This window comes from Glycomyces halotolerans, from assembly GCF_054779575.1.
The window spans coordinates 92,657-113,801 of sequence record NZ_BAAGXZ010000002.1 but is presented as its reverse complement, the minus strand read 5'-3'; the positions used below and the strand labels follow the sequence as shown (position 1 = coordinate 113,801).

Annotated in this window: 19 protein-coding genes and 2 tRNA genes; 9 read left to right on the top strand and 12 right to left on the bottom strand. The window is 70.3% G+C overall.

Features of this window, described 5'->3' with window-relative positions:
• Positions 1-109 precede the first annotated feature (109 nt).
• Positions 110-1,069 carry a chaplin family protein gene (locus ACYVL2_RS02420; protein ID WP_460539821.1) on the top strand — a complete coding sequence of 320 codons (960 nt, stop codon included), beginning with the start codon at positions 110-112 and terminating at the stop codon, positions 1,067-1,069.
• Between the two features lie 67 nt (positions 1,070-1,136).
• On the opposite strand, the gene ACYVL2_RS02415 is transcribed toward ACYVL2_RS02420, so the two are convergent.
• Positions 1,137-1,640 carry an SRPBCC family protein gene (locus tag ACYVL2_RS02415; protein ID WP_460539819.1) on the bottom strand — a complete coding sequence of 168 codons (504 nt, stop codon included), beginning with the start codon at positions 1,638-1,640 and terminating at the stop codon, positions 1,137-1,139.
• Between the two features lie 3 nt (positions 1,641-1,643).
• Entirely contained in the window at positions 1,644-3,974 is a 2,331-nt protein-coding gene (locus tag ACYVL2_RS02410) for an Hsp70 family protein (protein WP_460539817.1), read from the bottom strand.
• A 102-nt stretch (positions 3,975-4,076) separates the two neighbouring features.
• Here ACYVL2_RS02410 and ACYVL2_RS02405 point away from each other — a divergent pair, with 102 nt between their 5' ends.
• Positions 4,077-7,166: a glycoside hydrolase family 3 C-terminal domain-containing protein gene (locus tag ACYVL2_RS02405; protein ID WP_460539815.1), complete on the top strand. Its 3,090-nt coding sequence runs from the start codon at positions 4,077-4,079 to the stop codon at positions 7,164-7,166.
• A 10-nt stretch (positions 7,167-7,176) separates the two neighbouring features.
• On the opposite strand, the gene ACYVL2_RS02400 is transcribed toward ACYVL2_RS02405, so the two are convergent.
• A complete protein-coding gene (locus ACYVL2_RS02400; protein ID WP_460539814.1) occupies positions 7,177-7,551 on the bottom strand; it encodes a MerR family transcriptional regulator in 375 nt (124 codons plus the stop codon).
• Positions 7,552-7,607: 56 nt separating this feature from the next.
• Between ACYVL2_RS02400 and ACYVL2_RS02395 the strand changes: the two genes are divergently transcribed.
• Together ACYVL2_RS02395 and ACYVL2_RS02390 are read left to right on the top strand one after the other, a co-directional pair.
• Positions 7,608-8,705 (top strand): alkene reductase, encoded by a 1,098-nt coding sequence (locus ACYVL2_RS02395; protein WP_460539812.1) that lies wholly within the window; start codon positions 7,608-7,610, stop codon positions 8,703-8,705.
• Between the two features lie 95 nt (positions 8,706-8,800).
• A complete protein-coding gene (locus ACYVL2_RS02390; RefSeq protein WP_460539810.1) occupies positions 8,801-9,715 on the top strand; it encodes a hypothetical protein in 915 nt (304 codons plus the stop codon).
• On the opposite strand, the gene ACYVL2_RS02385 is transcribed toward ACYVL2_RS02390, so the two are convergent.
• From ACYVL2_RS02385 to ACYVL2_RS02375, 3 genes are all read right to left on the bottom strand, one after another.
• Positions 9,716-10,597 (bottom strand): NUDIX hydrolase, encoded by an 882-nt coding sequence (locus ACYVL2_RS02385; protein ID WP_460539808.1) that lies wholly within the window; start codon positions 10,595-10,597, stop codon positions 9,716-9,718. It lies immediately after the preceding gene.
• Entirely contained in the window at positions 10,594-12,642 is a 2,049-nt protein-coding gene (locus ACYVL2_RS02380) for an RNA degradosome polyphosphate kinase (RefSeq protein ID WP_460539806.1), read from the bottom strand. The genes ACYVL2_RS02385 and ACYVL2_RS02380 overlap by 4 nt, the downstream gene beginning before the upstream one ends.
• Positions 12,643-12,749: 107 nt before the next feature.
• On the bottom strand, positions 12,750-13,274 hold the full coding sequence (locus ACYVL2_RS02375) for a DinB family protein (RefSeq protein WP_460539804.1): 525 nt from the start codon (positions 13,272-13,274) through the stop codon (positions 12,750-12,752).
• A 90-nt stretch (positions 13,275-13,364) separates the two neighbouring features.
• Here ACYVL2_RS02375 and ACYVL2_RS02370 point away from each other — a divergent pair, with 90 nt between their 5' ends.
• Complete coding sequence (locus ACYVL2_RS02370; RefSeq protein ID WP_460539802.1) at positions 13,365-13,871, top strand: hypothetical protein; 507 nt, start codon at positions 13,365-13,367, stop codon at positions 13,869-13,871.
• 116 nt (positions 13,872-13,987) lie between these two features.
• Here ACYVL2_RS02370 and ACYVL2_RS02365 read toward each other — a convergent pair.
• Positions 13,988-14,062 (bottom strand) — tRNA-Asp (locus ACYVL2_RS02365).
• Positions 14,063-14,147: 85 nt separating this feature from the next.
• A tRNA-Glu gene (locus ACYVL2_RS02360) sits at positions 14,148-14,220 on the bottom strand.
• 168 nt (positions 14,221-14,388) lie between these two features.
• On the opposite strand from ACYVL2_RS02360, the gene pheA reads away from it, so the two are divergent.
• The 4 genes from pheA (at position 14,389) to ACYVL2_RS02340 (ending at position 18,077) form a co-directional block, all read left to right on the top strand.
• A complete protein-coding gene (pheA, locus tag ACYVL2_RS02355; protein WP_460539800.1) occupies positions 14,389-15,306 on the top strand; it encodes a prephenate dehydratase in 918 nt (305 codons plus the stop codon).
• A gap of 36 nt (positions 15,307-15,342) precedes the next feature.
• Positions 15,343-15,993, top strand: coding sequence for a GOLPH3/VPS74 family protein (locus ACYVL2_RS02350; RefSeq protein WP_460539798.1), 651 nt, complete (start codon positions 15,343-15,345; stop codon positions 15,991-15,993).
• A gap of 41 nt (positions 15,994-16,034) precedes the next feature.
• On the top strand, positions 16,035-16,715 hold the full coding sequence (locus ACYVL2_RS02345) for an ArsR/SmtB family transcription factor (RefSeq protein ID WP_460539795.1): 681 nt from the start codon (positions 16,035-16,037) through the stop codon (positions 16,713-16,715).
• 69 nt (positions 16,716-16,784) lie between these two features.
• Positions 16,785-18,077: an MFS transporter gene (locus ACYVL2_RS02340; protein WP_460539793.1), complete on the top strand. Its 1,293-nt coding sequence runs from the start codon at positions 16,785-16,787 to the stop codon at positions 18,075-18,077.
• On the opposite strand, the gene ACYVL2_RS02335 is transcribed toward ACYVL2_RS02340, so the two are convergent.
• Genes ACYVL2_RS02335 through ACYVL2_RS02320 form a run of 4 tightly spaced genes read right to left on the bottom strand, consistent with a single transcriptional unit; the run spans position 18,012 to position 21,074 of the window.
• Entirely contained in the window at positions 18,012-19,097 is a 1,086-nt protein-coding gene (locus tag ACYVL2_RS02335) for an ABC transporter ATP-binding protein (protein ID WP_460540199.1), read from the bottom strand. The two genes, ACYVL2_RS02340 and ACYVL2_RS02335, sit on opposite strands and share 66 nt — an antisense overlap.
• Positions 19,079-19,906 carry a molybdate ABC transporter permease subunit gene (locus ACYVL2_RS02330; RefSeq protein ID WP_460539791.1) on the bottom strand — a complete coding sequence of 276 codons (828 nt, stop codon included), beginning with the start codon at positions 19,904-19,906 and terminating at the stop codon, positions 19,079-19,081. The genes ACYVL2_RS02335 and ACYVL2_RS02330 overlap by 19 nt, the downstream gene beginning before the upstream one ends.
• On the bottom strand, positions 19,903-20,658 hold the full coding sequence (gene modA, locus ACYVL2_RS02325) for a type 2 periplasmic-binding domain-containing protein (protein WP_460539789.1): 756 nt from the start codon (positions 20,656-20,658) through the stop codon (positions 19,903-19,905). Before modA ends, ACYVL2_RS02330 begins: the two co-directional genes overlap by 4 nt.
• A complete protein-coding gene (locus ACYVL2_RS02320) occupies positions 20,655-21,074 on the bottom strand; it encodes a TOBE domain-containing protein (protein WP_460539787.1) in 420 nt (139 codons plus the stop codon). The genes modA and ACYVL2_RS02320 overlap by 4 nt, the downstream gene beginning before the upstream one ends.
• Positions 21,075-21,145: the final 71 nt, after the last annotated feature.

The following is a 21,145-nucleotide window of genomic DNA, read 5'->3' as shown; positions in this document are numbered from 1 at the left end:
GAGGAATCTCGCCGGCGCGAACACCCACAAGCCATCGGAATCGATGGGGCTTCACGGGGGATACGTGATGCAAAAAATCGAGAACGATTTCCCTGAAAGGTGACGGTTCGTGAATAACTCATGGGCACTTAAGACCGCACAGACCGGTGTAATCGCTGCGGGGGCGGTCCTCGTGGCCGGCGCCGGAGCCGCTCACGCCCAAGGCGGAGACATGACGTCGTCCGGCAACGTCGGCGCGGCGAACGGCAACCAAGTGGTCGCTCCGGTGCAGGCGCCCATCAACATCTGCGGTATCGCCGCGGCGGTCGGCGGCACCGCGACCGCCGGATGCGAGGGCGGCGCCAGCGCCAACTTCTCCGGCCTGAGCGGCGACATGACCAGCAAGGACAACGTCGGACTGGGCAACGGCAACCAGGCCTACACGCCGATCCAGACTCCCACGGACATCAGCGGCAACGCCGGCACGCTCCTGGGCATGGCCGACGCCTGGTCGACCGGCGGCTCCAGCGCCGCCATCGAAGAGGCCGGCGGCGGCGGCACCAACATGACCAGCAAGCGGAACGTCGGCCTGCTCAACGGCACCCAGCTGTTCGCGCCGGTCCAGGCGCCGGTCAACGTCTGCGGCAATGCCGTCGCGGCCGGCGGCATCGCCGGAGCCGAGTGCGTGGGCGGGGCCTCGGCCACGCTCGAGGGCGGCGACACCAACATGACCAGCACGGAAAACGTCGGCATCGGCAACGGCAACCAGGTGTACGCGCCGATCCAGGCGCCGGTCAACATCTGCGGCAACGCCGTCGCGGTTCTCGGCACCGCCACCGCCTCTTGCGAGGGCGGCGCCAGTGCCGAGCACGGTTCGGGCTCCGAGAGCCACAAGAATGCCGGCTACACCGAGTCCTCGGCCGCGGAGGCCTCGACCACCGAGTCGGCCACCGAGCTCGTGGAGGAGCAGCTGCCCGCCATCGGCGCTCCCAGCCTGGACTCCGTGACCGGCACCGCCGGCGCGGTGACCGACGGCCTGCCGGTCGGCGACCTCCCGGTCGTCGGCGGACTGACCAACGGCCTGCTCTAAGCGGCAGCGGTACGAGTCCGAAGGCCGGTGCGGCGACATGCGTCGCGGCGCCGGCCTTCAGTCGTGCTCAGGCGCGGGTCACCCGTTCGGCCAAGGCGCCGTTCATCGAGATGAAGCTCTGCTCGGTGTCGGCGAGGGTGCGCTTCATCAGCGGCACCAGGACGCCGGTGAAGCGTTCGCCGTGGACCAGGACGGTCGTGCCGTCGGCCTGCGGCTCGAGCAGGAAGTAGTGTTCGGCGTCGAACATTCCGCCGGTCCCCAGGCGGCCGAGCCAGCGGATCTGGCGGGCCGGCGAGACCCGCAGCACGGTGGGGCGGACGTGGAACGGTCTGCCGTTGCTCTGCCGCATGGTCACCCGGAGCCGTTCGCCTTCCGCGAGCTGCCCGCTGATGGCGGTGATGAAGGGGTTCCATTCGCCGTAGGAATCGAAGTCGGTGAGGACCGCCCACACCTCGTGGGCGGGCGCGTCGATCGCGGCGGACGTCTCGATCCGCTCGTCCCGTCGCAGTGCCCAAACGGCGTAGCCGACCAGGGCCGCCACTATGACCAGGGCGATGATGAGGAGTGTCACTGTTCAGCCTTCCCCGAGTTTCCAGAGCCGGACGGTGCCGTCGTCGTGGCCGGTGAACGCGATCGTATACCCGTCGTAGGAAGCCGTCGTCGCGTACGTGACCGGAACCGACTCGGTCAGGGAGAAGTCGGCCAGCGCTTCGCCGCTGTCCAGCGACCGCAGTGAGGCCGCGCCGTCCTCGTCGATGCTGACCAGCGCCTGTTCGCCGTCGACCGGCACGCTGTTGCGGGCGAGGCGCTCGGGTGCCTCGGAGCCCCAGTACACCTCGTCTTCGAAGGCGCCGGTCTCGAGGTTCCAGCGGTAGAGGCGCTCTTCCTTGAACACCAGCACGTAGGGGACACCGTCGCTTTTGACGACGTTCACCGACTCGGGTCGGTCCGTCTCGTCCCACCCGGCGGCCGCTTCGAAGTCGGTCCCGAGCGATTGGCCGGTCACCGCGTCGAAGAGCGCGATCTCGCCTCCGGGCTCGACGGTGACCGTCGCGACGGCGCCGTCGAAGACCGCGAAATCGGCCCGGCCCCGGCGCTGCTCGTCGGTGAACGGCACGATGTCGTGCGGCAGGCCGTCCTCGAGGTCGTAGACGGTGTAGGCGTCGTCGCTCATGAGCGCGATGACCGCGTGCCCGTCGTGGGTTCCCACCGCGCTGCCGCGGATCGCGTTGGGGTCGAAGTCCTGCAGCGGCTCGTGTACCTGTTCCACCTCGAAGGCGCCCGGTTCCCAGGCGTGGACGCCGAGCCGGCGGTCGATGCCGGCGACGCGCTCGCCGAAGGAGAATTCGACCATGCCGATCGCCACTGCGCTTCCGGCGTCCCACGAGCCTTGGAACGAGCGGTCGTCGATGTCCCAGCGTTTGACCGTGCCGTCGGCACTGGCGGTGTAGGTGATGCCGTCGGCGCCAGGTGGGACGACGATGCCGGAGATCGCGTCGTCGTGCGCTTGGATCGTGCGGGGTTCGGGGAGGCCCGGATCGGTGGAGCTGTCACCGGTAGCGCCGTCACCGGTGGCGCCGTCGGCGGTGTCACCGTCGGCGTCGCCACCGGGCCGGAAGACGGCGAGGAGTACGGCGATGATGAGGACGTCGACGATGATCACCGCGACCACGACCGCCCTGGTGCGGCGTTTCTTCCGGGCCCGGTCGGCTTCGGTCGCCGGCGGGGCGGAGATCGGGTGCGGCGGTGTGGCCGGCGACGGCTGATGCGCGGGGAGGAAGGTCGGTTGCGGTGTCGGCTGCGGCGAGGTCGGGGCCGTGGCGGGCCGGTCGGGCTCGATCCAGTGCACGCTGCCTTCGGCGACGACGACTTCGGGCTGGTCGAGGACGGTCGGCGCGACGCCGAGCGCCCGGTGCAGCATGGTGGCGACCAGCGGCATCCTGCTGGCGCCGCCGACGAGGAAGACGCCGGCGCTGTGCGCGACCTCGAGCCCGGCGGCCCGGATCACCGCCTGCGTGACCTGGACGGTCCGCTCCAGCAGCGGCGCGGCCGTCCTCTCGAGTTCGGCGCGCGTCAGGTGCGCCTCGACTTCCAGCAGCGGGATGGCGATGTCGGCCTGCTGGTGCCGGGAGAGCCGTTCCTTGGCGCCGCGAATCTCCTCTTGGAAGTCGCGGAACGCCCGCCGCTCCTCCGGGCCGGTCGGATTGGTGAGCCGGTTCCAGGCCTCGTGGCCGCTGTAGGTCTCGGCCAGGTGGTCGATGAGCGCGGCGTCGATGTCGAGGCCGCCCAGATCGGCGCGGCCGTCGAGGGCGACGGTCTCGAATCCGAGCGGGGTTCGCCGCACGACGCTGGCGTCGAAGGTGCCGGCGCCCAGGTCGTAGACCACGATGGATTGCCCGACCGGGATGCGGTGTCCGAGCGTCTCGGCGAAGTAGGTGGCGGCGCTGACCGGCTCGGGGACCAGTCGGACGCGGCCGAGGCCGCTCGCCGCGGCGGCCGATTCGATGACGCCCCGCCGCCCCGGTCCCCAGTCGGCCGGGACGGTGATCGTCACCTGGCGGGGTGCGCCGACCACGCGGCGGGCCTCGTCGGCGACTGCCTTGAGGACCGCGGCGAGCAGATCGGAGACCGCGACCTCCTTGCCGCCCAGCAGTGCCGAATCTCGGTCGATGAGCCGCTTGGGGTTGGGCTCGTAGCGCTCCGGATGCCGCCGCCCGCTGTGGACGGCGTCGCGGCCGACGAGCAGCACGCCGTTCGGGTCGACGCAGACGGCCGAGGGCATCAGCGGCGCGCCGTCGAACAGGAGGGGCCGCACGCTGCCGTCGGCGCGGCGGACCACGGCGGTGGTGTGCGAGGTGCCCAAATCGATGCCGAGCGACGGTCCTTGCGGCGGGGGCGGGGTCATGGCCCGATCGTAACGGTGCGGGCACAGGACCGGTTATCAGCTTGAATTTGTCGGGACACCCGTCATAATAAGGGGGCACTGTCACCGATCGATCGGAAACCCATGGCCGCACCCGCCTACCTCGACCCCGCACGGCCCGTCGCCGAACGCGTCGAGGCCATCCTCGAGCTCATGTCCGACGAGCAGAAGCTCACCTGCTTCGGCGGCATCCCCGAGGGCCTGACCCTCGCCGACGGCTACGAGCTCCCCGGGTTCGAGAACCGCTTCGCCGAAGTCCTGCACGGCTCCGGCCATCACGCGAACGCCACCATGTTCCCCCAGGCCATCGGCCTCGGCGCCACATGGAACCCCGAACTGCTCGAGCAGATCGGCGACGTCGTGAGCTACGAGATGCGCGCCCGCGACCCCGAAGTCCTGGCCGCCTTCGGGCCGGTCGCCGACATCCGCTCCAACCCGCTGGCCGGCCGCTACGAAGAGGGCTTCGGCGAAGACCCGCTCCACGTCGGCGCGATGGTCACCGCCTACGCCCGCGGCCTGCGCGGACGCCACCCCGAATACGTGCGGGTGCTGCCGCAGATGAAGCACTTCCTCGGCTACAACCACGAATGGCACCGCCACCGCACCTCGGCCTCGATGAGCGTGCGCGCGCTCCACGAATACCAGGCCGTCCCCTACCGCGAACCGGTCGAAGCAGGCGCCGTCCTCGGCGCCATGACCGCCTACAACCTCGTCAACGGCGTGCCCTCGATCATCAACCCGATCATGGACGTGCTGCGAGAGGAATGGGCCCCCGGGCCCTTCATGTACCTGCCCGACGGCTGGGACGCGGTCAACCTCAACACCACCAAGGGCGCGCCCTTCGACACCTGGGAGACCCCCGAGAGCCGCGACGTGCCCTACCCCAAGGCCCTCGCCGCCGAAGAGGGACGCGACATCGACGAGGAGGAGATCCTCGTCTACGCCTCGGCGCTCATGCTCAAAGCCGGCCAGACCAACTTCCGCGACGGCTCGACGCTCCCGCTCGGCGAGAAGGCCGCCGAAGCGGTGCGCCGAGGACTGTTCGGCCTCACCGTCGCCGACGCCGAACAGGTCGTGCGCGACTGGCTCTCCTTCCTCGTCAGCATCGGAAGACTCGACGGCGACGCCTGCCCGTGGAACCGGATCGAGACCACCGACGCCCCCCATGAGCGCCCCGAGTCCCGCGCCCTGGCGCTCCAGGCCGCCCGCGAACAGATCGTGCTGCTCAAGAACGACGACCTGCTGCCGCTGCCGTCGCGGCCGAAGGTCGCCGTCCTCGGGCCGCTGTCCGACCTCAACCTCCGCGACTACTACAGCCCGCTGGTCGACCGCGAGCGCCGGACCACGCCGCTCCAGGCGATCCGGACCCGACTCGGCGAGGACCGGGTGCTCCACCACCGCGGCACCGACAAGATCGCCTGGCACGGCAACGGCTCCTACGTGACCGTGGACGAGGGCGGCGTGCTCGTGGCGCGAGCCGACACGATCGGCCCCGCCGAGACCTTCGAGGTCTTCGACTGGGCCCACGACCAGTACCTGTTCCGCAACCAGGGCGCCGGCACGTTCGTCAGCGCCGACATCCTCGGCTTCCGCGACGGCCCGGCCAGCTTCACCAACCAGGCCGGGGCCACCGGAAGCCGCAGCGGCCCGATCCTCAAGGCCGTCGACGACACGATGGTCGACGCGAACGCCTGGTTCACCTTCCAGAACTTCCACTACCACCATGAGGGCGAACGGCTCTCGTTCTTCGGGCTCAACCACGTCGAAGCCGACATCAGCGCCGACGACGCCTTCCACGTGGGCGTGGCCGACGACGGCTCGCTCCCTCTGGAGCGCGAACGGACCGGCGCGGCGCTGTCCGAGACACTCGTCGAGAACGGCCCCGAAACGGCCGCCGCCATCGCGTCCGATGCCGACTACGCGGTCGTCATGGTCGGCAACCACCCGCTGATGAACGCCCGCGAATGCTTCGACCGCCCCGGACTCGACCTGGCGCCGCGCCAGGCCGACCTCGTCCGCGAAGTGGCCGCCGCGAAACCCGGCCGCACCGTCGTCGTGGTCGTCTCCTCCTACCCGCTCGCCATCGGCGACATCGCCGCCGACCCGAATGTGGCCGCGATCGTCTACACCTCCCACGCCGGGCAAGAGGCCGGGACCGCGCTCGCCGAAGCGCTCTTCGGCGACTTCTCACCGGCCGGACGACTCACCTCGACCTGGCTGCCCGACGTCGACTCGCTGCCGAAGCCGGGGCCGAAGACCGAGCAGTTCCGCGTCAGTGAGGTCGACATGCTCGAGTACGACGTGATCTCGGCGGGCCTGACCTACCGGTACTCCGACGCCGAGCCGGTCTACGGCTTCGGACACGGCTTGAGCTACACCACCTTCCAGTACGACGCCCCCGACTTTCCCGCCGAAGTCAGCGCCGACGAGCCGTTCACCATGGGGTTCGATCTGACCAACACCGGCCGACGGACCTCCGACGAAGTCGTGCTGATCTTCGCCGGCCATCTGGGCACGTACTACGCCAACACCGTCGGATCGCACCGGCTCGCCGCGTTCACGCGCGTCAAGGACGTCGCTCCCGGAGAGACCCGCCGAGTCGAGGTCGAAGTGGACCCGCAGGACCTGTTCGTGTGGGATGTGGTGACCGGCAAACGGATCGTCGAGACCGGCGCCTACGACTTCTGGGTCGGTGAAGGCCCGGGCGGATTCGAGACGAGCGTTCGCATCACCGGCGAGACCATCGGAACGCTCGACCTCTTCGAACGACGCAACGTGTGGGAGACCGCGACGCTCAGCCAGGGCGTCACCTACTGGGAGGTCTCGAAGCTGAACACCCTCGCCCGGCAAGGCGGCTACCACTCGACGGGCTCACGCCGACACGGTGACCACATCGGGTTCACGAAGGTCGACCTCGAAGGCGCGACCGCGATCGAACTGCGGTGCGCCACCACCGCCGCGGACTGGGCGGACCTCTCCGACCCGGTCATCGAGGTCCGCAAGGGTGAGCCCGGCGGGCCGGTGCTCGCGGAGGTCACGGTCCCGATCACCGGCGACCTGCAGGCGTTCGAGGACGTCCGGGCCCCGCTGACCGGAGCCGAAGGCGTCGCGAACCTGTACCTGCGCTTCCGGGCCGGAGGCGTCTACGTCGAATCGATCCGCCTGCGCCGCTGACCGGGGCGCTTCACGGCCCGTCCTCCCCTGGAATGCGGGCCGTGTCGATGACCTCGTCGAGGATCTCCCGCGACCGCTCCAGGTCCGCTATCGCCCGGTCGATCCGGCCGCGCTCGGCGGTCAGCTCCTCGACCAGCCAAGGCGTGGCCGACTCGTTCGGGCCGCCGTCGCTGTCGCGCATGCACGGCAGGAGACGTTCGATCGCGTCGCTGCGCAGTCCCGCCGCGAACAGCACCTGAATGCGGATCACCCTGTCGACGGCCCACTCGCCGTACTCGCGGTGACCGCCGGGGGTGCGCTGGGCCTCGAGCAGCCCCTGCTGTTCGTAGTAACGCAGCGAACGCTCGCTCACGCCGGTGCGCCGGGCGAGTTCGCCGATTCGCATGGTGTGCCTCACAACTCATTGAATCTGACATCAATGTCAGGTTTTACGTTAGCGCCATGACGAACACGGCAACGGCATCACGCCTCCACGAACCCGTCCGCCTCGGCTCTCTGAACCTGCCCAACCGCCTGGTCATGGCTCCGATGAGCCGCAACCGCGCCACCGCCGACGGCGTACCGCGCCCGATCATGGCCGACTACTACGCTCAGCGCGCCTCGGCCGGCCTCATCGTCGCCGAAGCCAGCACCCCGAGCCGAGTCGGATTCACCTACCCCGACATCCCCGGCATCTTCAACGACGCCCAGACCGAAGGCTGGCGGCGCGTCACCGGCGCCGTCGCCGCCGCAGGCGGACGGATCTTCCTCCAACTCGAGCACGGCGGCCGCATCGGACACCCCGACAACGGCGGACTGATCCCCATGGCGCCTTCACCGATCGCCCTGCCCGGCGGCATCCACACCCCGTCCGGACACCAGCCCGCGCCGGTGCCGCGCGAGATGACCGCCGACGACATCCGCTCGACCGTCGACGACTTCGCCGCCGCCGCGCGGCGCGCGCTCCAAGCCGGCGCCGACGGCGTCGAAGTGCACGCCGCCAACGGCTACCTCCTCAACCAGTTCCTTGCCACCAGCACCAACCGCCGCACCGACGCCTACGGCGGCTCGATCGCCGGCCGCATCCGGTTCGTCGTCGAAGTCGTCGAGGCCGTGGCCGCCGCAGTCGGGCCCGAACGCACCGGCCTGCGCATCTCACCGGGCAACCCCGACAACGGCATCGCCATGGACGACGCCGACCGGCTCTACCCGGCACTGCTCGACGCGGTCGGCCACGTCGGTCTCGCGTACCTCCACATCGCCTTCGCCGACCCGGAGACGGAGCTGTTCGCCGAACTGCGGCGCCGCTGGCAGAGCGCTCTGCTCGCCAACCCGGTGCTGGGTCCGGACCTGCCCCTGCCCGCCGACGGCGGCCTCGGCAAGGCGACGCTCCTGCTGGAGGCCGGGGCCGACCTGATCGCGCTCGGCCGGCCGTTCCTGGCCAATCCCGACCTCGTCGAACGGCTGCGCCTGGGCGCACCGCTCAATCCGGTTCGCGAAGACGTGCCGATGTACGGAGGCGGCGTCGAGGGCTACACCGACTACCCGACCCTCGGCTAGCGCCGGGACGACTCTGTCGAGTATCGGACAGTTGCGTTCCTGTTTCACATCCCGCTCGTTGGTCTCTCGGAATGGACTGACATGGAAAGCGAGACATGATGCCAGGAGAGCTCCACGAGATACTCGTCAAGCTCGTCCAAGACCAGCCGGAAGTCGTGGCGGAGCTGTCCGATCTCCTGAGCAGAGAGCCGAGCCCGGTGCGCTGCACCGCCGCCGAGACCCGCTCGTGCTCAGTGGGGTCCTCGGCCCCGGTGGAGCGCCGCGCCGACCTGGTCGTGAAGACCGACTACGCCGACGGATCCGAGCGAATCACGATCGTAGAAGTGCAGAACGAGTGGAGCCGAGAGAAGTACTACCGGCTGCCCGGCTACATGACGCGGGCGTTCGAGGACTACCAGCTCCCCGTCGAGCTGCTGCTCATCGGAGGCACGGACGCGGTCGCTCGACGCTTCGGCCGAGGAATCGAGCTGGGACCGGCCAACACCATCGCGATCCGCGCCATCCGCCCCAGCGACTTCCCGGATCCCGCCGCGATCGATCCAGGAACCGAGCCGGCTCTCACGCTGATCGCGGCCGCCTTCAGGGGACGAAAGCCGCCCCCTGACGTCGAGCTGTTCATCTCGAATGTCGACCGAGCGCTCGGTAAGATCGAACCGAAAGAGCGCGCGGTCGACTACACAACGTATCTGCTCGCACTCTTCGCGAAGGAGCCCAAGAACATGCTGGAGACGCTCATGCAGACCGAGTCACGGCCTTACCACTCCGCTTTCAGCGATCGACTCCGAGGAGAAGGCCGTGAGCAAGGCCGTGAGGAAGGCCGTCAGGAAGGCCGAGAGGAAGGCAGTGTGCTGGCGTCGCGGCGCCACCTGTTGAAGCTGTTGGAGCGCCTGTCGGGCGGGGTCACCGCTGAGCAGCGGAGGCGTATCGAGGCATGCGACGACCTCGAGCAGCTGGAAGCGTGGATCGACGAGGTGCTCGAAACGCGGCGACTGGAGTTCGCCGACCGCTGATCAGTCGTGGTGCTCGGTGGCGACTATCCGTCCGCCGACCGTGTGGAAGACGCGGAAGGCACCCTTCGACAGGCTCGGGTCCTCAGGCGCCGCCGCCCCAAGGCGGTCGCAGAAGTGCTCGACCAGGTCACCGATCGTCTCGCCGTGGCCGCACACGACCGTCGGGCGGCCCTCGTCGATGAGCTCCTCGAGCCGTTTCATCGCCTGGCCGGGCTCGGTACGCCCGGCGGTGAACTCGGGCAGGCCGGTCAGCGGCACGCCTTCGCTCGCGCAGTACGGGACCAGCGTCTCCAGGCAGCGGGCGCTGGTGGCACTGAAGGCCGCGCCGACCGGGTAAGCGGCCAGCAGCGTCCGCAGTTCCGCGGCGCGCTCGCGGCCGCGGCGGTTCAGCGGACGGATCTCGTCGCGGTCGAACCAGTCGGCTTTGGACAGCGCCACCGCATGGCGCACGAATATGAACGGCACCGTCTCACGAATGTGCGTGGAGGCGAAGTCGTCCAGAACCGGGCGGTCGCGTTCATGGGTGAGACGGTCGGCGGCCTCACTGAGCGGCACCCACTCCATACCGTCTACTTCGTTCGGGTCGACCGCGTCGTCGACGGCGTCGGCAGCCCCGGTCGCGCACCAGTAGTCGACGCGCTTGAGCCGGCCCTCCTTGTCGTAGAACGACGGCGAGAGGGGACGACCGAGCACCGGACGGATGCCGGTCTCCTCGAACACCTCCCGCTGCGCCGCCGCCAGCAGGTGCTCGCCCTTCTTCAGCTTCCCCTTGGGGAACGACCAGTCGCCGTACTTGGGACGGTGGATGAGCGCCAGCTCGGGCTCGTCGGTGCCGTTCCGCCACAGGACCGTTCCGGCGGCGAAGATCTCCGGTTCGTTCAAGAGTGCTCCCGCATCAGTACCTCCTGGTGGTCGATGCCGCCGGTCTGCCGGGACCACAGGCCCAGCGGACCGAGCCGCCACGACCGCGTCCGGTCGTCCATCCCATGGTCGAGCATCGAGATGAGCTGTGCCCGGTGGGGGCCGCCGGTCACCTGCAAGAGCACTTCGACACGCCTGTCGAGGTTGCGGTGCATCAGGTCCGCCGAGCCCAACCATACTTCCGCGTCACCGGCGTTCTCGAAGACGTACACCCTCGAGTGCTCGAGGAACCGGCCCAGCACACTCCTGACCCGGATGTTCTCCGACAGCCCCGGCACGCCCGGTCGCAGCGCGCAGATCCCGCGGATGAGCAGGTCGACCTGCACGCCGGCCTGCGAGGCCCGGTACAGCTCGTCGATCATCGCCTCGTCGGTCAGCGAGTTGCACTTGAAGCGGATGCGCGCCGGGAGCCCGGCGCGGTGGTTGTCGACCTCGCGGTGGATCCGCTCGACCAGGCCCGGCCGCAGCGAGTGCGGAGCGACCAGGAGCCGCTCGTACTCCTCGGAGCGCGAGTACCCGGTGAGGTGGTTGAACACCTCGTTCACGTCCTCGCCGACGGCCCGGTCGGTGGTCAGCAGCCCGAGGTCCTCGTACAGCCGCGCCGTCTTCGGGTGGTAGTTGCCGGTGCCGATGTGGCTGTACCGCAGCAGGCTCCCGTCGTTCTCCTGGCGGACGACCAGCGCCAGCTTGCAGTGGGTCTTGAGCCCGACGATGCCGTACATGACGTGGCACCCGGCCTGCTCGAGCTTCTGGGCCCAGTCGATGTTGGCCTGCTCGTCGAATCGCGCCTTGATCTCGACGACGACCACGACCTGCTTGCCGGCGTCGGCGGCCTTGATGAGCGCGTCGACGATCGGGGACTTGCCGCTGGTGCGGTAGAGCGTCTGCTTGATGGCCAGCACCTGAGGGTCGGCCGCGGCCTCCTCGATGAGGCGCTCGACCGAGGCGGTGAACGAGTCGTAGGGGTGGTGGACCAGCATGTCCTGCTCGCGCATGACGGCGAACAGGTCCGCGTCGGGCGGCAGCACCGCCTCCGAGGGTCGGAACGGCGGATACTTCAGCTCGCTGCGGTCGAGGTCGGCGATCGCGTCGAGGCCCGACAGGTCGAGCGGCCCGGGCAGCTTGTAGACCACCTCCTCGTCGACGTCGAGCTCGGCGGTGAGCCGGTCGAGCACGCCGGGGTCGATCGTGTCCTCGACCTCGAGCCGCACCACCGGTCCGAAGCGGCGGCGCAGCAGTTCCCGCTCGAGGGTCTGCACGAGATTCTCGGTGACGTCCTCGTCGATCTCCAGGTCCTGGTTGCGCGTGACGCGGAAGGTGTGGTGGCCGAGCACCTCCATGCCGGGGAACAGCTGGCTCAGGTGCGCGGCGATGACGTCCTCGAGCGGGACGAAGCGGCCCGGGGCGACGGCCATGAAGCGCGACAGGAGCGGGGGCACCTTGACGCGGGCGAAGCGCGTGACGCCTTTGCGGGAGTCGCGGACCTGGACGGCGAGGTTGAGCGACTGGCCGGAGATGTAGGGGAACGGGTGGGCCGGGTCGACGACGAGCGGGGTCAGCACCGGGTAGATGCGGGTGCGGAACAGCTCGTGCATGAGATCGCGCTCGGGTTCGAGGAGCTCTTCCCAGCGGAGGATCTCGATGCCCTCCTTGGCCAGCAGCGGGGCCACCTCGTCGCGGAAGTACCGGGCGTGCTCGTGGCTGAGCCGGTGGGCCAGGCCCGCGGTGCGCTTGAGGACGCTCAGCGGCTGGCGGCCGGTGGCGGTGCGCACCGGCAGGCCGGTGGCCATGCGCCGGATGAGGCCGGCGACGCGGACCATGAAGAACTCGTCGAGGTTCGAGGAGAAGATCGACAGGAACCGGACGCGTTCGAGCAGCGGCAGCTCGGGGGACTGGGCGAGACGAAGGACCCTGCCGTTGAACCGCAGCCAGCTCTCTTCGCGGTCGAGGAACCGGTCGGGCGGCAAATCGGTGCCAACGAGGGGAACAGGATCATTATTCGTCATACATCACAAGGTTATCGAGCAAGGTGAACTTTCGGTGAATCGATCTTGAAATCCGTACGCGTTCACGAGATCACCATGCCCGTCGAAAGCCGATCCGCAGGTCAGGGCTACTCCCCGGTGGCGCCGTCGATCCGCTCCCGGATGAAGTCGGCGTGGCCGTTGTGCCGCGCGTACTCCTCGATCATGTGCAGATAGACCCAGCGGAGACTGGTCGGGCCGCGTCGCGACGTCTCGTGGGTGTCGTCGAGACCGTGCGCCGCCGCGGCCCGCCGGGCCGCTTCGACGGCCGACCGGTAGCGCTCGAAGGTCTCGGCCGGATCGGCCTGCGGGGCCTCGTTGAAGTCGGCGTCCATGTCGTCCTCGTGCCCGTAGTACGGCAGATCGGCCTCGTCCTGGCCGTCCACCCGCTCGCAGAACCAGGACAGCTCCACCTCGGTGAGGTGGCGGACCAGGGCCAGCAGCGACAGCACGGACGGCTCGACCGACGCGCGTTTGAGCTGCTCCTCGTCGAGGTCGGCGCACTTCATCAGCAGCGTGCCGCGGTGGTAGTCGAGGAAGGCTTCGAGCAGTTCGCGCTCGCCGCCGTTCGAGGGCGGGTCGACGCGTTCGATGTCGGATGCGGTGGGAGTCATCGTGCCAACCTAACCGCGCCGCCCGACCCGAGCCAGCGGATTATGGCCCCGCGGCGGCGGGTAACCCGCTGGCGACAACAAGGAGGAGCCATGTCCGACAACCGAGAACCGTATTCCGTCGACGAGAAGGACGCCTTCAGCTGGGTGGACGACGAGCTCGACAATGAGCGGCCCGTGGAGGAGGAGATCCTCGAGGCGGAGGACTACCGAGGCGCCAACCGCCATGGCACCACTCCGTCAGAGGAGCAGACCAACGTCCCCCTTGACGAGGCGCTCGAGGAGGAGCGACCGGACGAACCGGCCGAGCAGGTCACCGACGAATGGGAAGCGGGACCGGATCCGCAGACCGGCACCCTGGTGGACAACTTCGACGGGTACGCCGAGGAGACCGAGGCGCCGGCCGAGGATCCCGCGCAGGGAGCCCTCCACGAGACCGGCGACGACCGCGAGCGGGCCGGCGAGATCCGGGAGTCCTGGGAAGCGGGCCCGCCGGCCGATCCGGAGGCCGACCTGGCGCCGACCGAGGAGCCCGATGTGACCGAAGACCTGGAACCGGAGCCGGAGCCGGAAGACTGGCGTTTAACGCCGCGGGGGTGACCGGGGGCCACGGTGGCCCCCTTCTGGCCCCCAGGCATTCACCAACTAAGCGAAGTGGACTCATAGAAGATCAAGGCAAGCAAAGAACCCGCTGGTAAACCAGCGGGTTCTGTCTGCGGTCCCGACGGGATTTGAACCCGCGACCTCCGCCTTGACAGGGCGGCGAGCACTCCTGACTGCTCCACGGGACCTTGAGATGGATCGAAATCCTTCAAGGTCGCAAGACCTCTTCAGTTATACCAGGCGCTTCCGTGTGACCGGTGTCGCGCCTCAGCGTACCCCCAACGGGATTCGAACCCGTGTTACCGCCTTGAAAGGGCGGCGTCCTAGGCCTCTAGACGATGGGGGCTCTCAGCAAGATTGACAGGAGGCGCGCTGCGCCGCATCTCGATTTCGCTGGGTTGACCACCGCGGAACTCCGCTTGGGCTCGACAAGCATACGTGACGGCCGGGGACCCGTCCACGCCGGGGGCGCAGTGAGACTGCCGTCTCAGCTCGGCCTTGCTAGCGTTGCCTCATGGAGTTCGCCTACCTGGGTCCCCGCGGCACGTTCACCGAGGCCGCGCTCCGGCGCCTGCCCGCCGCCAAAGGCGCCGTGACCACGCCGCTGCCGTCGATCGCCGAGGTCCTCGAGGCCGTGCGCCGCGGTCAGGTCGACGCCGGCTTCGTGCCGCTGGAGAACTCCCAGGAGGGAACGGTGACCGTCACCGTCGACGAACTCGTCGGCGGCGACCCGCTCGTCATCGCCGGAGAGGTGGCGCTGCCGGTCACCTTCGTGCTCGCCTCGTCCAGGTCCCTCGGCGAGATCGCCACGGTCACCTCGCACCCGCACGCGCTCGCCCAGGTCCGCGGTTTCCTGCGCCGGGAACTGCCCCGCGCGCGCGTGCAGGAGGCGCTCTCGACCGCCGACGCCGCCGAGCGCGTCCGCACCGGCGAGGTCGACGCCTGCGTCTGCGCGCCGTTCACCGCCGAAGCCGCCGGGCTCGCGGTGCAGGCCTTCGACATCGGTGACAACGCCAAGGCCGAGACCCGGTTCGTCCACGTCGTGCGTCCCTGCCCGCCGCCCGAGCCCAGCGGGAACGACATCACCTCGCTGGCCGTCTACATCGATCACGACCGGGTCGGCGCGCTCCTGGCAGTGCTCACCGAGTTCGCGATCCGCGGCATCAATCTCACGCGCATCGAGTCGCGGCCCACCGGCGAGGGCCTCGGCCGCTACGCCTTCTTCCTCGACTGCGCCGGACACCTGGCAGAGGCCCGCATGGGAGAGGCGCTCACGGGCCTGCGCCGCATCTGCGACGACGTGCGCTACCTCGGCTCCTACCGCCGCGACCACTCCGACGCTCCGGTCCCCGCCCCGCCCGGCCAGACCGACGCCGACTTCGACAACGCCGCGGCCTGGCTCCAGCGCCTGCGCGAAGCCGGTCGGGCGTGAACCCCGCGACGCTCCGTTCCGTCTTACGCTCAATACATGTCCCCCATACTGGACGAACTGCTCCTATTCGCCTACGACGACCACACCGGCCGTAACCGCGTGCGCGCCTTGGAGATCGCCCTGGGCGGCGCGATGCTGCTGGAGCTGACCCTCGCCGGCCGCGTCACCGTGGTGGGCGGCAGGGTCCGCGTCCTCGACATGACTCCCATCGGCCAGCGGTTCCCCGACGGGGCCCTCCGCGACCTGGCCGCCGGCAGGCTCCGCAAACCGGCCGACGTCGTGCAGCGCATCGGCAAGGGCATGAAGCACGAAGTCCTCGGCGACCTCCTCGCCCGAGGCGTGCTGCGGCTGGAGACCGACCGGCGGTTCGGCCTGTTCGATGTCGACCGCTACTTCCCGAACGACCCGGCGGCCAAGGCCGACATCCGCCTCCGGCTCTCATCGGCCGTCGAGCGCGGGTCCGCCGCCGACGCTCGCACCGCTGCACTCGCCTCCCTGGTCCACGCGCTCCGGGCCGAGCACCTCGCCCTGCCGAACCGCGACCGGCGTTCGACCAGGAGGGTGCTGAGGGCCATCGCCGAAGGATGGTGGCCCGGCGACGCCACCCGCAAGGCCATCCAGGACGCGCAAGTGGCCGGCGTGCTCGCCCTCGCGACCGCCGGCACCATCAGCGCGGGTGGAAGCTGAGACCCGGCCTCGCCCGCCCTGGCCCGTGATTAGCTTGGGGCATGCCTGCAACACCCGCTTCGCGTCCGGACCAGGATCCGCCCACCCCGCCGGAGCCGCCGAGGCCCCCCGCCCCGCCGGAGCCGCCGGAGACGGTCAAGATCACCGATCCCGAGGTCCTGCGAGCCTTGGCGCACCCGGCCAGGCTGTCGGTCTGGGACTTCCTCGGCACCTGCCGACTCCAAGGCAAGGACGGCGCGACCGCCACCGAGATCGCCGGAGTGGTCGGCATGACCCCGAGCGCGATGAGCTACCACCTGCGGACCCTGGCCAAAGCCGGTTTCATCGAGGAGGCGCCGAGCCGGGGCGACGCGCGCGAACGCGTTTGGCGCATAGCGCTCCACAGCTTCAACCTCGGGGCCGACAACGAGGATCCGGAGAGCACCCGGCTCGCCGAGAGCGCGGCGACCCAGGCCATCGCGGCGCAGTTGGACCGGCACTTCGCACGCTGGCAGGAGATCAAGTACCAGGCCGCCCCGGCGGTCCGCGAGGCCTCGATGTTCACGCAGAGCCGGCTCCGCGTGACGGTCGAAGAGGCCGCGGAGATCCAGCGGAAGATCCACGAGGTGCTGGAGCCTTACCAGGAGCGGACGTTCGAGCGCGCGAAGGCCGAGGAGCCGCCGGCCGATGCCGACGGCACCATGCTCTGGAACTTCAGCGGCCGGCTCTTCCCGCACGTGTAGACGAGGATCACTTCGAAAAAATCTGAAAAACCTCTTTCGCATCTTGATGTGAAAGAGTATTTTCGAAATATGTCTTTCACAACTTCCGTAGACGGGACCCGCTGGACCGACGTCCACGCCGCCGCCGCGTGCGCCTTCCTCACCGGCACCGCCATGTTCACCGCCGACTTCACCCTCGTCCTGCACCTCCAGTCCTCAGGCTTCGGCGGCCCGGCGGTCGCCGCGCTCATCATCTGCGCCACCCTGCCGATGGTTCTGCTCGCACCCCTGACCGGCCGCATGGCCGACCGCTTCGACAGCCGCACCCTCATGGCCGGCAGCGGCCTCCTCCAAGCCGCCGCCATCGCCACGATGACCGCCGCCGACGAACTGGTCGCCCTCCTGGCACTGGTCGTGGTCAACGCCGCCGGCAACGCTCTGCTGCGGCCCACGGTCGGCGCGCTCGTCCCCCTCATCGCCACGGCCGCCGACCTGCCGCGCGCGATCGCGAGCGTCCAGACCGGGACCCTGCTCGGCATGACCGCCGGACCGGCCGCGGCCGGATTCATCGTCGCCGCCGGCGGCACCGACACGGCCCTCGTCGTCGGCGCCTGCGCCGCGGCCGCGGCCGCCCTGCTGTGCTTCGACATCCGCACCCGCCGCGGCGGCATCCGCCGCGACCTCACCGCCCGCCACGACACCGCGCAACCGCCCTGGCGGCTCCGCGGCGACCGGCTCCTGAGCACCATGGTCATCGGCGCGGCCGCGGTCATCGCCTGCCTGTGCGCGGTCAACGTCCTCGAAGTCTTCCTCGTCCGCGGCGTCTACGGCGCCTCCGAGAGCCTCTACGGCCTCGTCAACGCCACCTGGACCGCCGGCATGGCCGCCGGAGCCTGGATCGCCGCGGCCGCCATCGGCCGCTTCAAACGCGACGGCGACCTCGCCTGGATGCTCCTGGCCTGCCTGGCCGCCACCGGAGTGCTGGTGACCGTGTTCAGCCTGCCGCTGCCGGCCGCGGGCCTGCTCGTCCCGCTCTACCTCATCGGCGGCGTCCTCAACGCCTCCCAGAACTCGGTCATGCAGATCTCCCTGGCCCGCCGCGTCCCCGAACGCTTCCGGGGCCGCGCCGGAGCCCGCGTCAACGGGCTGCTCAACGCCGCCACCCTCATCGGATTCGTCCTCGGCGGCGCGCTCTCGACCGTCCTCGACACCCGGCCCTCGTTCCTGGCGATCGGCCTGGCCACCATCGCGATCGTCGCCGCCTGCGTCCCCATGGTGCGCCGAGGGGTCCGCGACGACGAACCCGAACCGGCCGCCTCAAGCGGGGTAGGCGCGGATCTCGGTCGCCTTGACCGCGGCCCAGACGCGCTGGCCCGGAGCTAGCGACAGCTGCGCCGCCGCCGACGGAGTGACATCGGCCGCGGCCTGCAGCGGCCCGGCCAACTGCACGCGCAGGTTGTCGCCGTGGCGGTGGACGCCGGTCACCGTGGCCTCCCACGTGTTGCGGGGGCTCCCTTCGGGCCGGGCCGGGAACAGCGCGACCGCGCTGGGCGGAAAGGCCGCGAACGCCTCGCCGTCGATCGGATCGGCCGCGGCCAGCTCCAGCCCGTCCTCCAGCCGCACCGTGCGCCCTTCGGCCCGGCCCCGGTACAGGTTCAGACCCACCAGCCGCGCCACGTACTCGGTACGGGGACGTGCGGTCACCGACTCCGCGTCGCCCTCCTGGACGGCCCGGCCGTCCTCGACGACGACCAAGCGGTCGGCCAGCATCAGCGCGTCGACCGGATCGTGCGTGACCACGACCGTCGCCCCGGTATGGCCGGCCAGGTGCCGATGCAGCTCGGCCCTGGTGTCGAGCCGCGTGCGCGCGTCCAGCGCGGCGAGCGGCTCGTCGAGCAGCAGCAGCCCCGGCTCGAGTGCCAGCGCCCTGGCCAAGGCCACGCGCTGCGCCTGCCCGCCCGACAGGTGCCGGGGCCGGCGGTCCGCGAAGTCGGCGAGGCCGACCCGGTCCAGCCACGCCGAGGCCAGCTCCTTCGCGCGTACGCGGCCCGCGCCCTGCCGCCTCGGTCCGAAGGCGACGTTGTCGAGGGCGCTCAGGTGCGGGAACAGCAGGTAGTCCTGGAAGACCACGCCGATGCCGCGCCGCTCGGTCGGCACCCACTTCCCGGCCGCGGGCCGGTCGAGGTCGCGGCCGCCGAGCCGCACGTGCCCGTCGGTGAGAGCCTCGAGACCGACCAGCGCCCGCAGCGCGGTGGTCTTGCCCGCGCCGTTGGGTCCCAGCAGCGCCACCGTCTCTCCGGCGGCGGCGCTCAGGCGAAGGTCGAGCCGGAAGTCGCCGCGGTCGACCACGAGATGGGCGTCGAGGAGCGCGTCCGATGGGGTGGTCACGGTGCGGCCGTCCAGCGTTCGCGCAGGCACACCAGGACGGTGACCGAGACCGCCAGGAGGATCAGACTGAGCACGATCGCGGCCTCCAGGTCGGTCTCGAGGGCGAGGTAGACCGCCAGCGGCATGGTCTGGGTGCGGCCGGGGAAGTTCCCGGCGAAGGTGATCGTGGCGCCGAATTCGCCGAGCGCGCGCGCCCAGCACAGCACCGTGCCCGCGGTGATGCCGGGCGCCACGAGCGGGAGCGTGACGCGGGTGAACGCGGTCCAGCGGCCCGCGCCGAGGGTCGCGGCGGCCTCTTCGAATCGCACGTCGGCGGCGCGGATGGCGCCTTCGACGGCGACGACGAGGAACGGCATGGCCACGAACGCCATCGCCATCACCACTCCGGCGGAGCTGAACGGCAACGTGATCCCGAAGGACTCGTCGAGCCAGGTGCCGACCAGGCCGCGCCTGCCGAAGACCAGCAGCAGCGCGACCCCGCCGACGACCGGCGGCAGCACCAGCGGCACGGTGACCAGCGCGCGGACGAGGCGGCGGCCGGGGAAGTCGACGCGGGCGAGCAGCCAGGCGAGGGGGACGCCCAGCAGCACGCACACCACGGTCGCCAGGGTCGCCGTGCGCAGCGACAGCCACAGTGCCTGCAGGACCGCCGGCTCGGCCAGTCGCTGCGGGACCGAGGCCCACGGGGTGCGGATGAGCAGGCCGGCGAGGGGCAGCACGAGGAAGGCCAGGCCGAGCAGTGCGGGGACGAGCAGCGCGAGCGGGACGCGCCGGCGGTGGCGGGGCGCGCCCTTGCGGACGGGCTCGGCTGCGGTCGCGGTCATGGCGACTGGAATCCGGCTTCGGCGAGGACCGCCCGGGCTTCCTCCGATTCGAGGTAGTCGGCGAAGGCTCTGGCGGCGGCCGGGTTCGCGGCCTCGTCGAGGACCGCGACCTGGTAGTCGTTGATCGCCGAGGCCGATTCGGGGAACTCGACGGCGTCGACCGCGCCCGAGGCGGCTTCGGCGTCGGTGCGGTAGACCAGGGCGGCGTCGACTTCGCCCATGCCGAGTTTGGCGAGGGCGGCTTTGACGTCGGTCTCGTAGGTGGCGGGGGTGAGGTCGACGCCGGCGGCCTCGAGCGCGGCCTGTGCGGCGGCCCCGCAGGGGACTTCCTGGGCGCACACTGCGACTTTGCGTCCGTTCTCGGCCAGGTCGGCGAGCGATTCGATGCCCTCGGGGTTGTGCTCGGGGACGGCGATGACCAGTTCGTTGCGGGTGAAGGTCCGCGGGTCGTCGGCGTGGCCGGCCTCGACGACGGCGTCCATGTTGGCGGGCGCGGCCGAGGCGAACACGTCGGCGGGGGCGCCCTGGTCGATCTGGGCGGCCAGTGAGGAGCTGCCGGCGAAGTTGAAGACGACGTCGATGTCGGGGTGGGTCTCCTCGAAGGCGTCGCCGATTCGGTTGAACGTCTCGGTCAGGGAGGCGGCGGCGAACACGTGGATCACTCCGGCGGTCTCGGCGGCGTCGCCGCAGGCGGTGAGTGTCAGCGCGGCGGCGGCGAGGGCGCTGACCGCGGCGCGGAGGCGGGGTTTCACGGGCGGGTCCTCTCACGCTCTGCGGGGGAGGCGCGTTCGACGACGACGGTCGTCGACTTGACCACGGCGACGGCGACGGATCCGACCTGGAGATCGAGTTCGTCGACCGCTTCGCGGCTCATCAGCGAGACGACGCGGAACGGCCCGGCCTGGAGGTCCACTTGCGCCATGACGGCGTCCTTGGTGACGGCGGTGACGATGCCGCGCAGGCGGTTCCGTGCCGAGGACTCGCCGGCGCCGGCCTCGGGTTCGGCGGCCCTCGATCGGGCGAAACCGGCCAGGTCCACCCCGGCGATCACCCGGTGCCCGTGGTCGTCGCGCGACGCCTCGAGCCTGCCGCCGTCGACCCAGCGGCGCACGGTGTCGGCGCTGACGCCGAGCAGCTCCGCGGCCTCGCCGATCCGAAACATCGTCACTCGAGCCACGATACGGCATCTGCGAGCCAGAACGCCACCTTAAGCTCGCAGAATCGAGTCCCAACCCGATT

What these genes read in the sequence shown, in the direction of transcription:
- ACYVL2_RS02410 (WP_460539817.1), bottom strand. Translation starts at nt 3,974, where the DNA reads ATGACCCCGCCCCCGCCGCAAGGACCGTCGCTCGGCATCGATTTGGGC.
- ACYVL2_RS02405 (WP_460539815.1), top strand. Translation starts at nt 4,077, where the DNA reads ATGGCCGCACCCGCCTACCTCGACCCCGCACGGCCCGTCGCCGAACGC.
- ACYVL2_RS02400 (WP_460539814.1), bottom strand. Translation starts at nt 7,551, where the DNA reads ATGCGAATCGGCGAACTCGCCCGGCGCACCGGCGTGAGCGAGCGTTCG.
- ACYVL2_RS02395 (WP_460539812.1), top strand. Translation starts at nt 7,608, where the DNA reads ATGACGAACACGGCAACGGCATCACGCCTCCACGAACCCGTCCGCCTC.
- ACYVL2_RS02390 (WP_460539810.1), top strand. Translation starts at nt 8,801, where the DNA reads ATGATGCCAGGAGAGCTCCACGAGATACTCGTCAAGCTCGTCCAAGAC.
- ACYVL2_RS02380 (WP_460539806.1), bottom strand. Translation starts at nt 12,642, where the DNA reads ATGACGAATAATGATCCTGTTCCCCTCGTTGGCACCGATTTGCCGCCC.
- ACYVL2_RS02375 (WP_460539804.1), bottom strand. Translation starts at nt 13,274, where the DNA reads ATGACTCCCACCGCATCCGACATCGAACGCGTCGACCCGCCCTCGAAC.
- ACYVL2_RS02370 (WP_460539802.1), top strand. Translation starts at nt 13,365, where the DNA reads ATGTCCGACAACCGAGAACCGTATTCCGTCGACGAGAAGGACGCCTTC.
- pheA (WP_460539800.1), top strand. Translation starts at nt 14,389, where the DNA reads ATGGAGTTCGCCTACCTGGGTCCCCGCGGCACGTTCACCGAGGCCGCG.
- ACYVL2_RS02350 (WP_460539798.1), top strand. Translation starts at nt 15,343, where the DNA reads ATGTCCCCCATACTGGACGAACTGCTCCTATTCGCCTACGACGACCAC.
- ACYVL2_RS02345 (WP_460539795.1), top strand. Translation starts at nt 16,035, where the DNA reads ATGCCTGCAACACCCGCTTCGCGTCCGGACCAGGATCCGCCCACCCCG.
- ACYVL2_RS02340 (WP_460539793.1), top strand. Translation starts at nt 16,785, where the DNA reads ATGTCTTTCACAACTTCCGTAGACGGGACCCGCTGGACCGACGTCCAC.
- ACYVL2_RS02330 (WP_460539791.1), bottom strand. Translation starts at nt 19,906, where the DNA reads ATGACCGCGACCGCAGCCGAGCCCGTCCGCAAGGGCGCGCCCCGCCAC.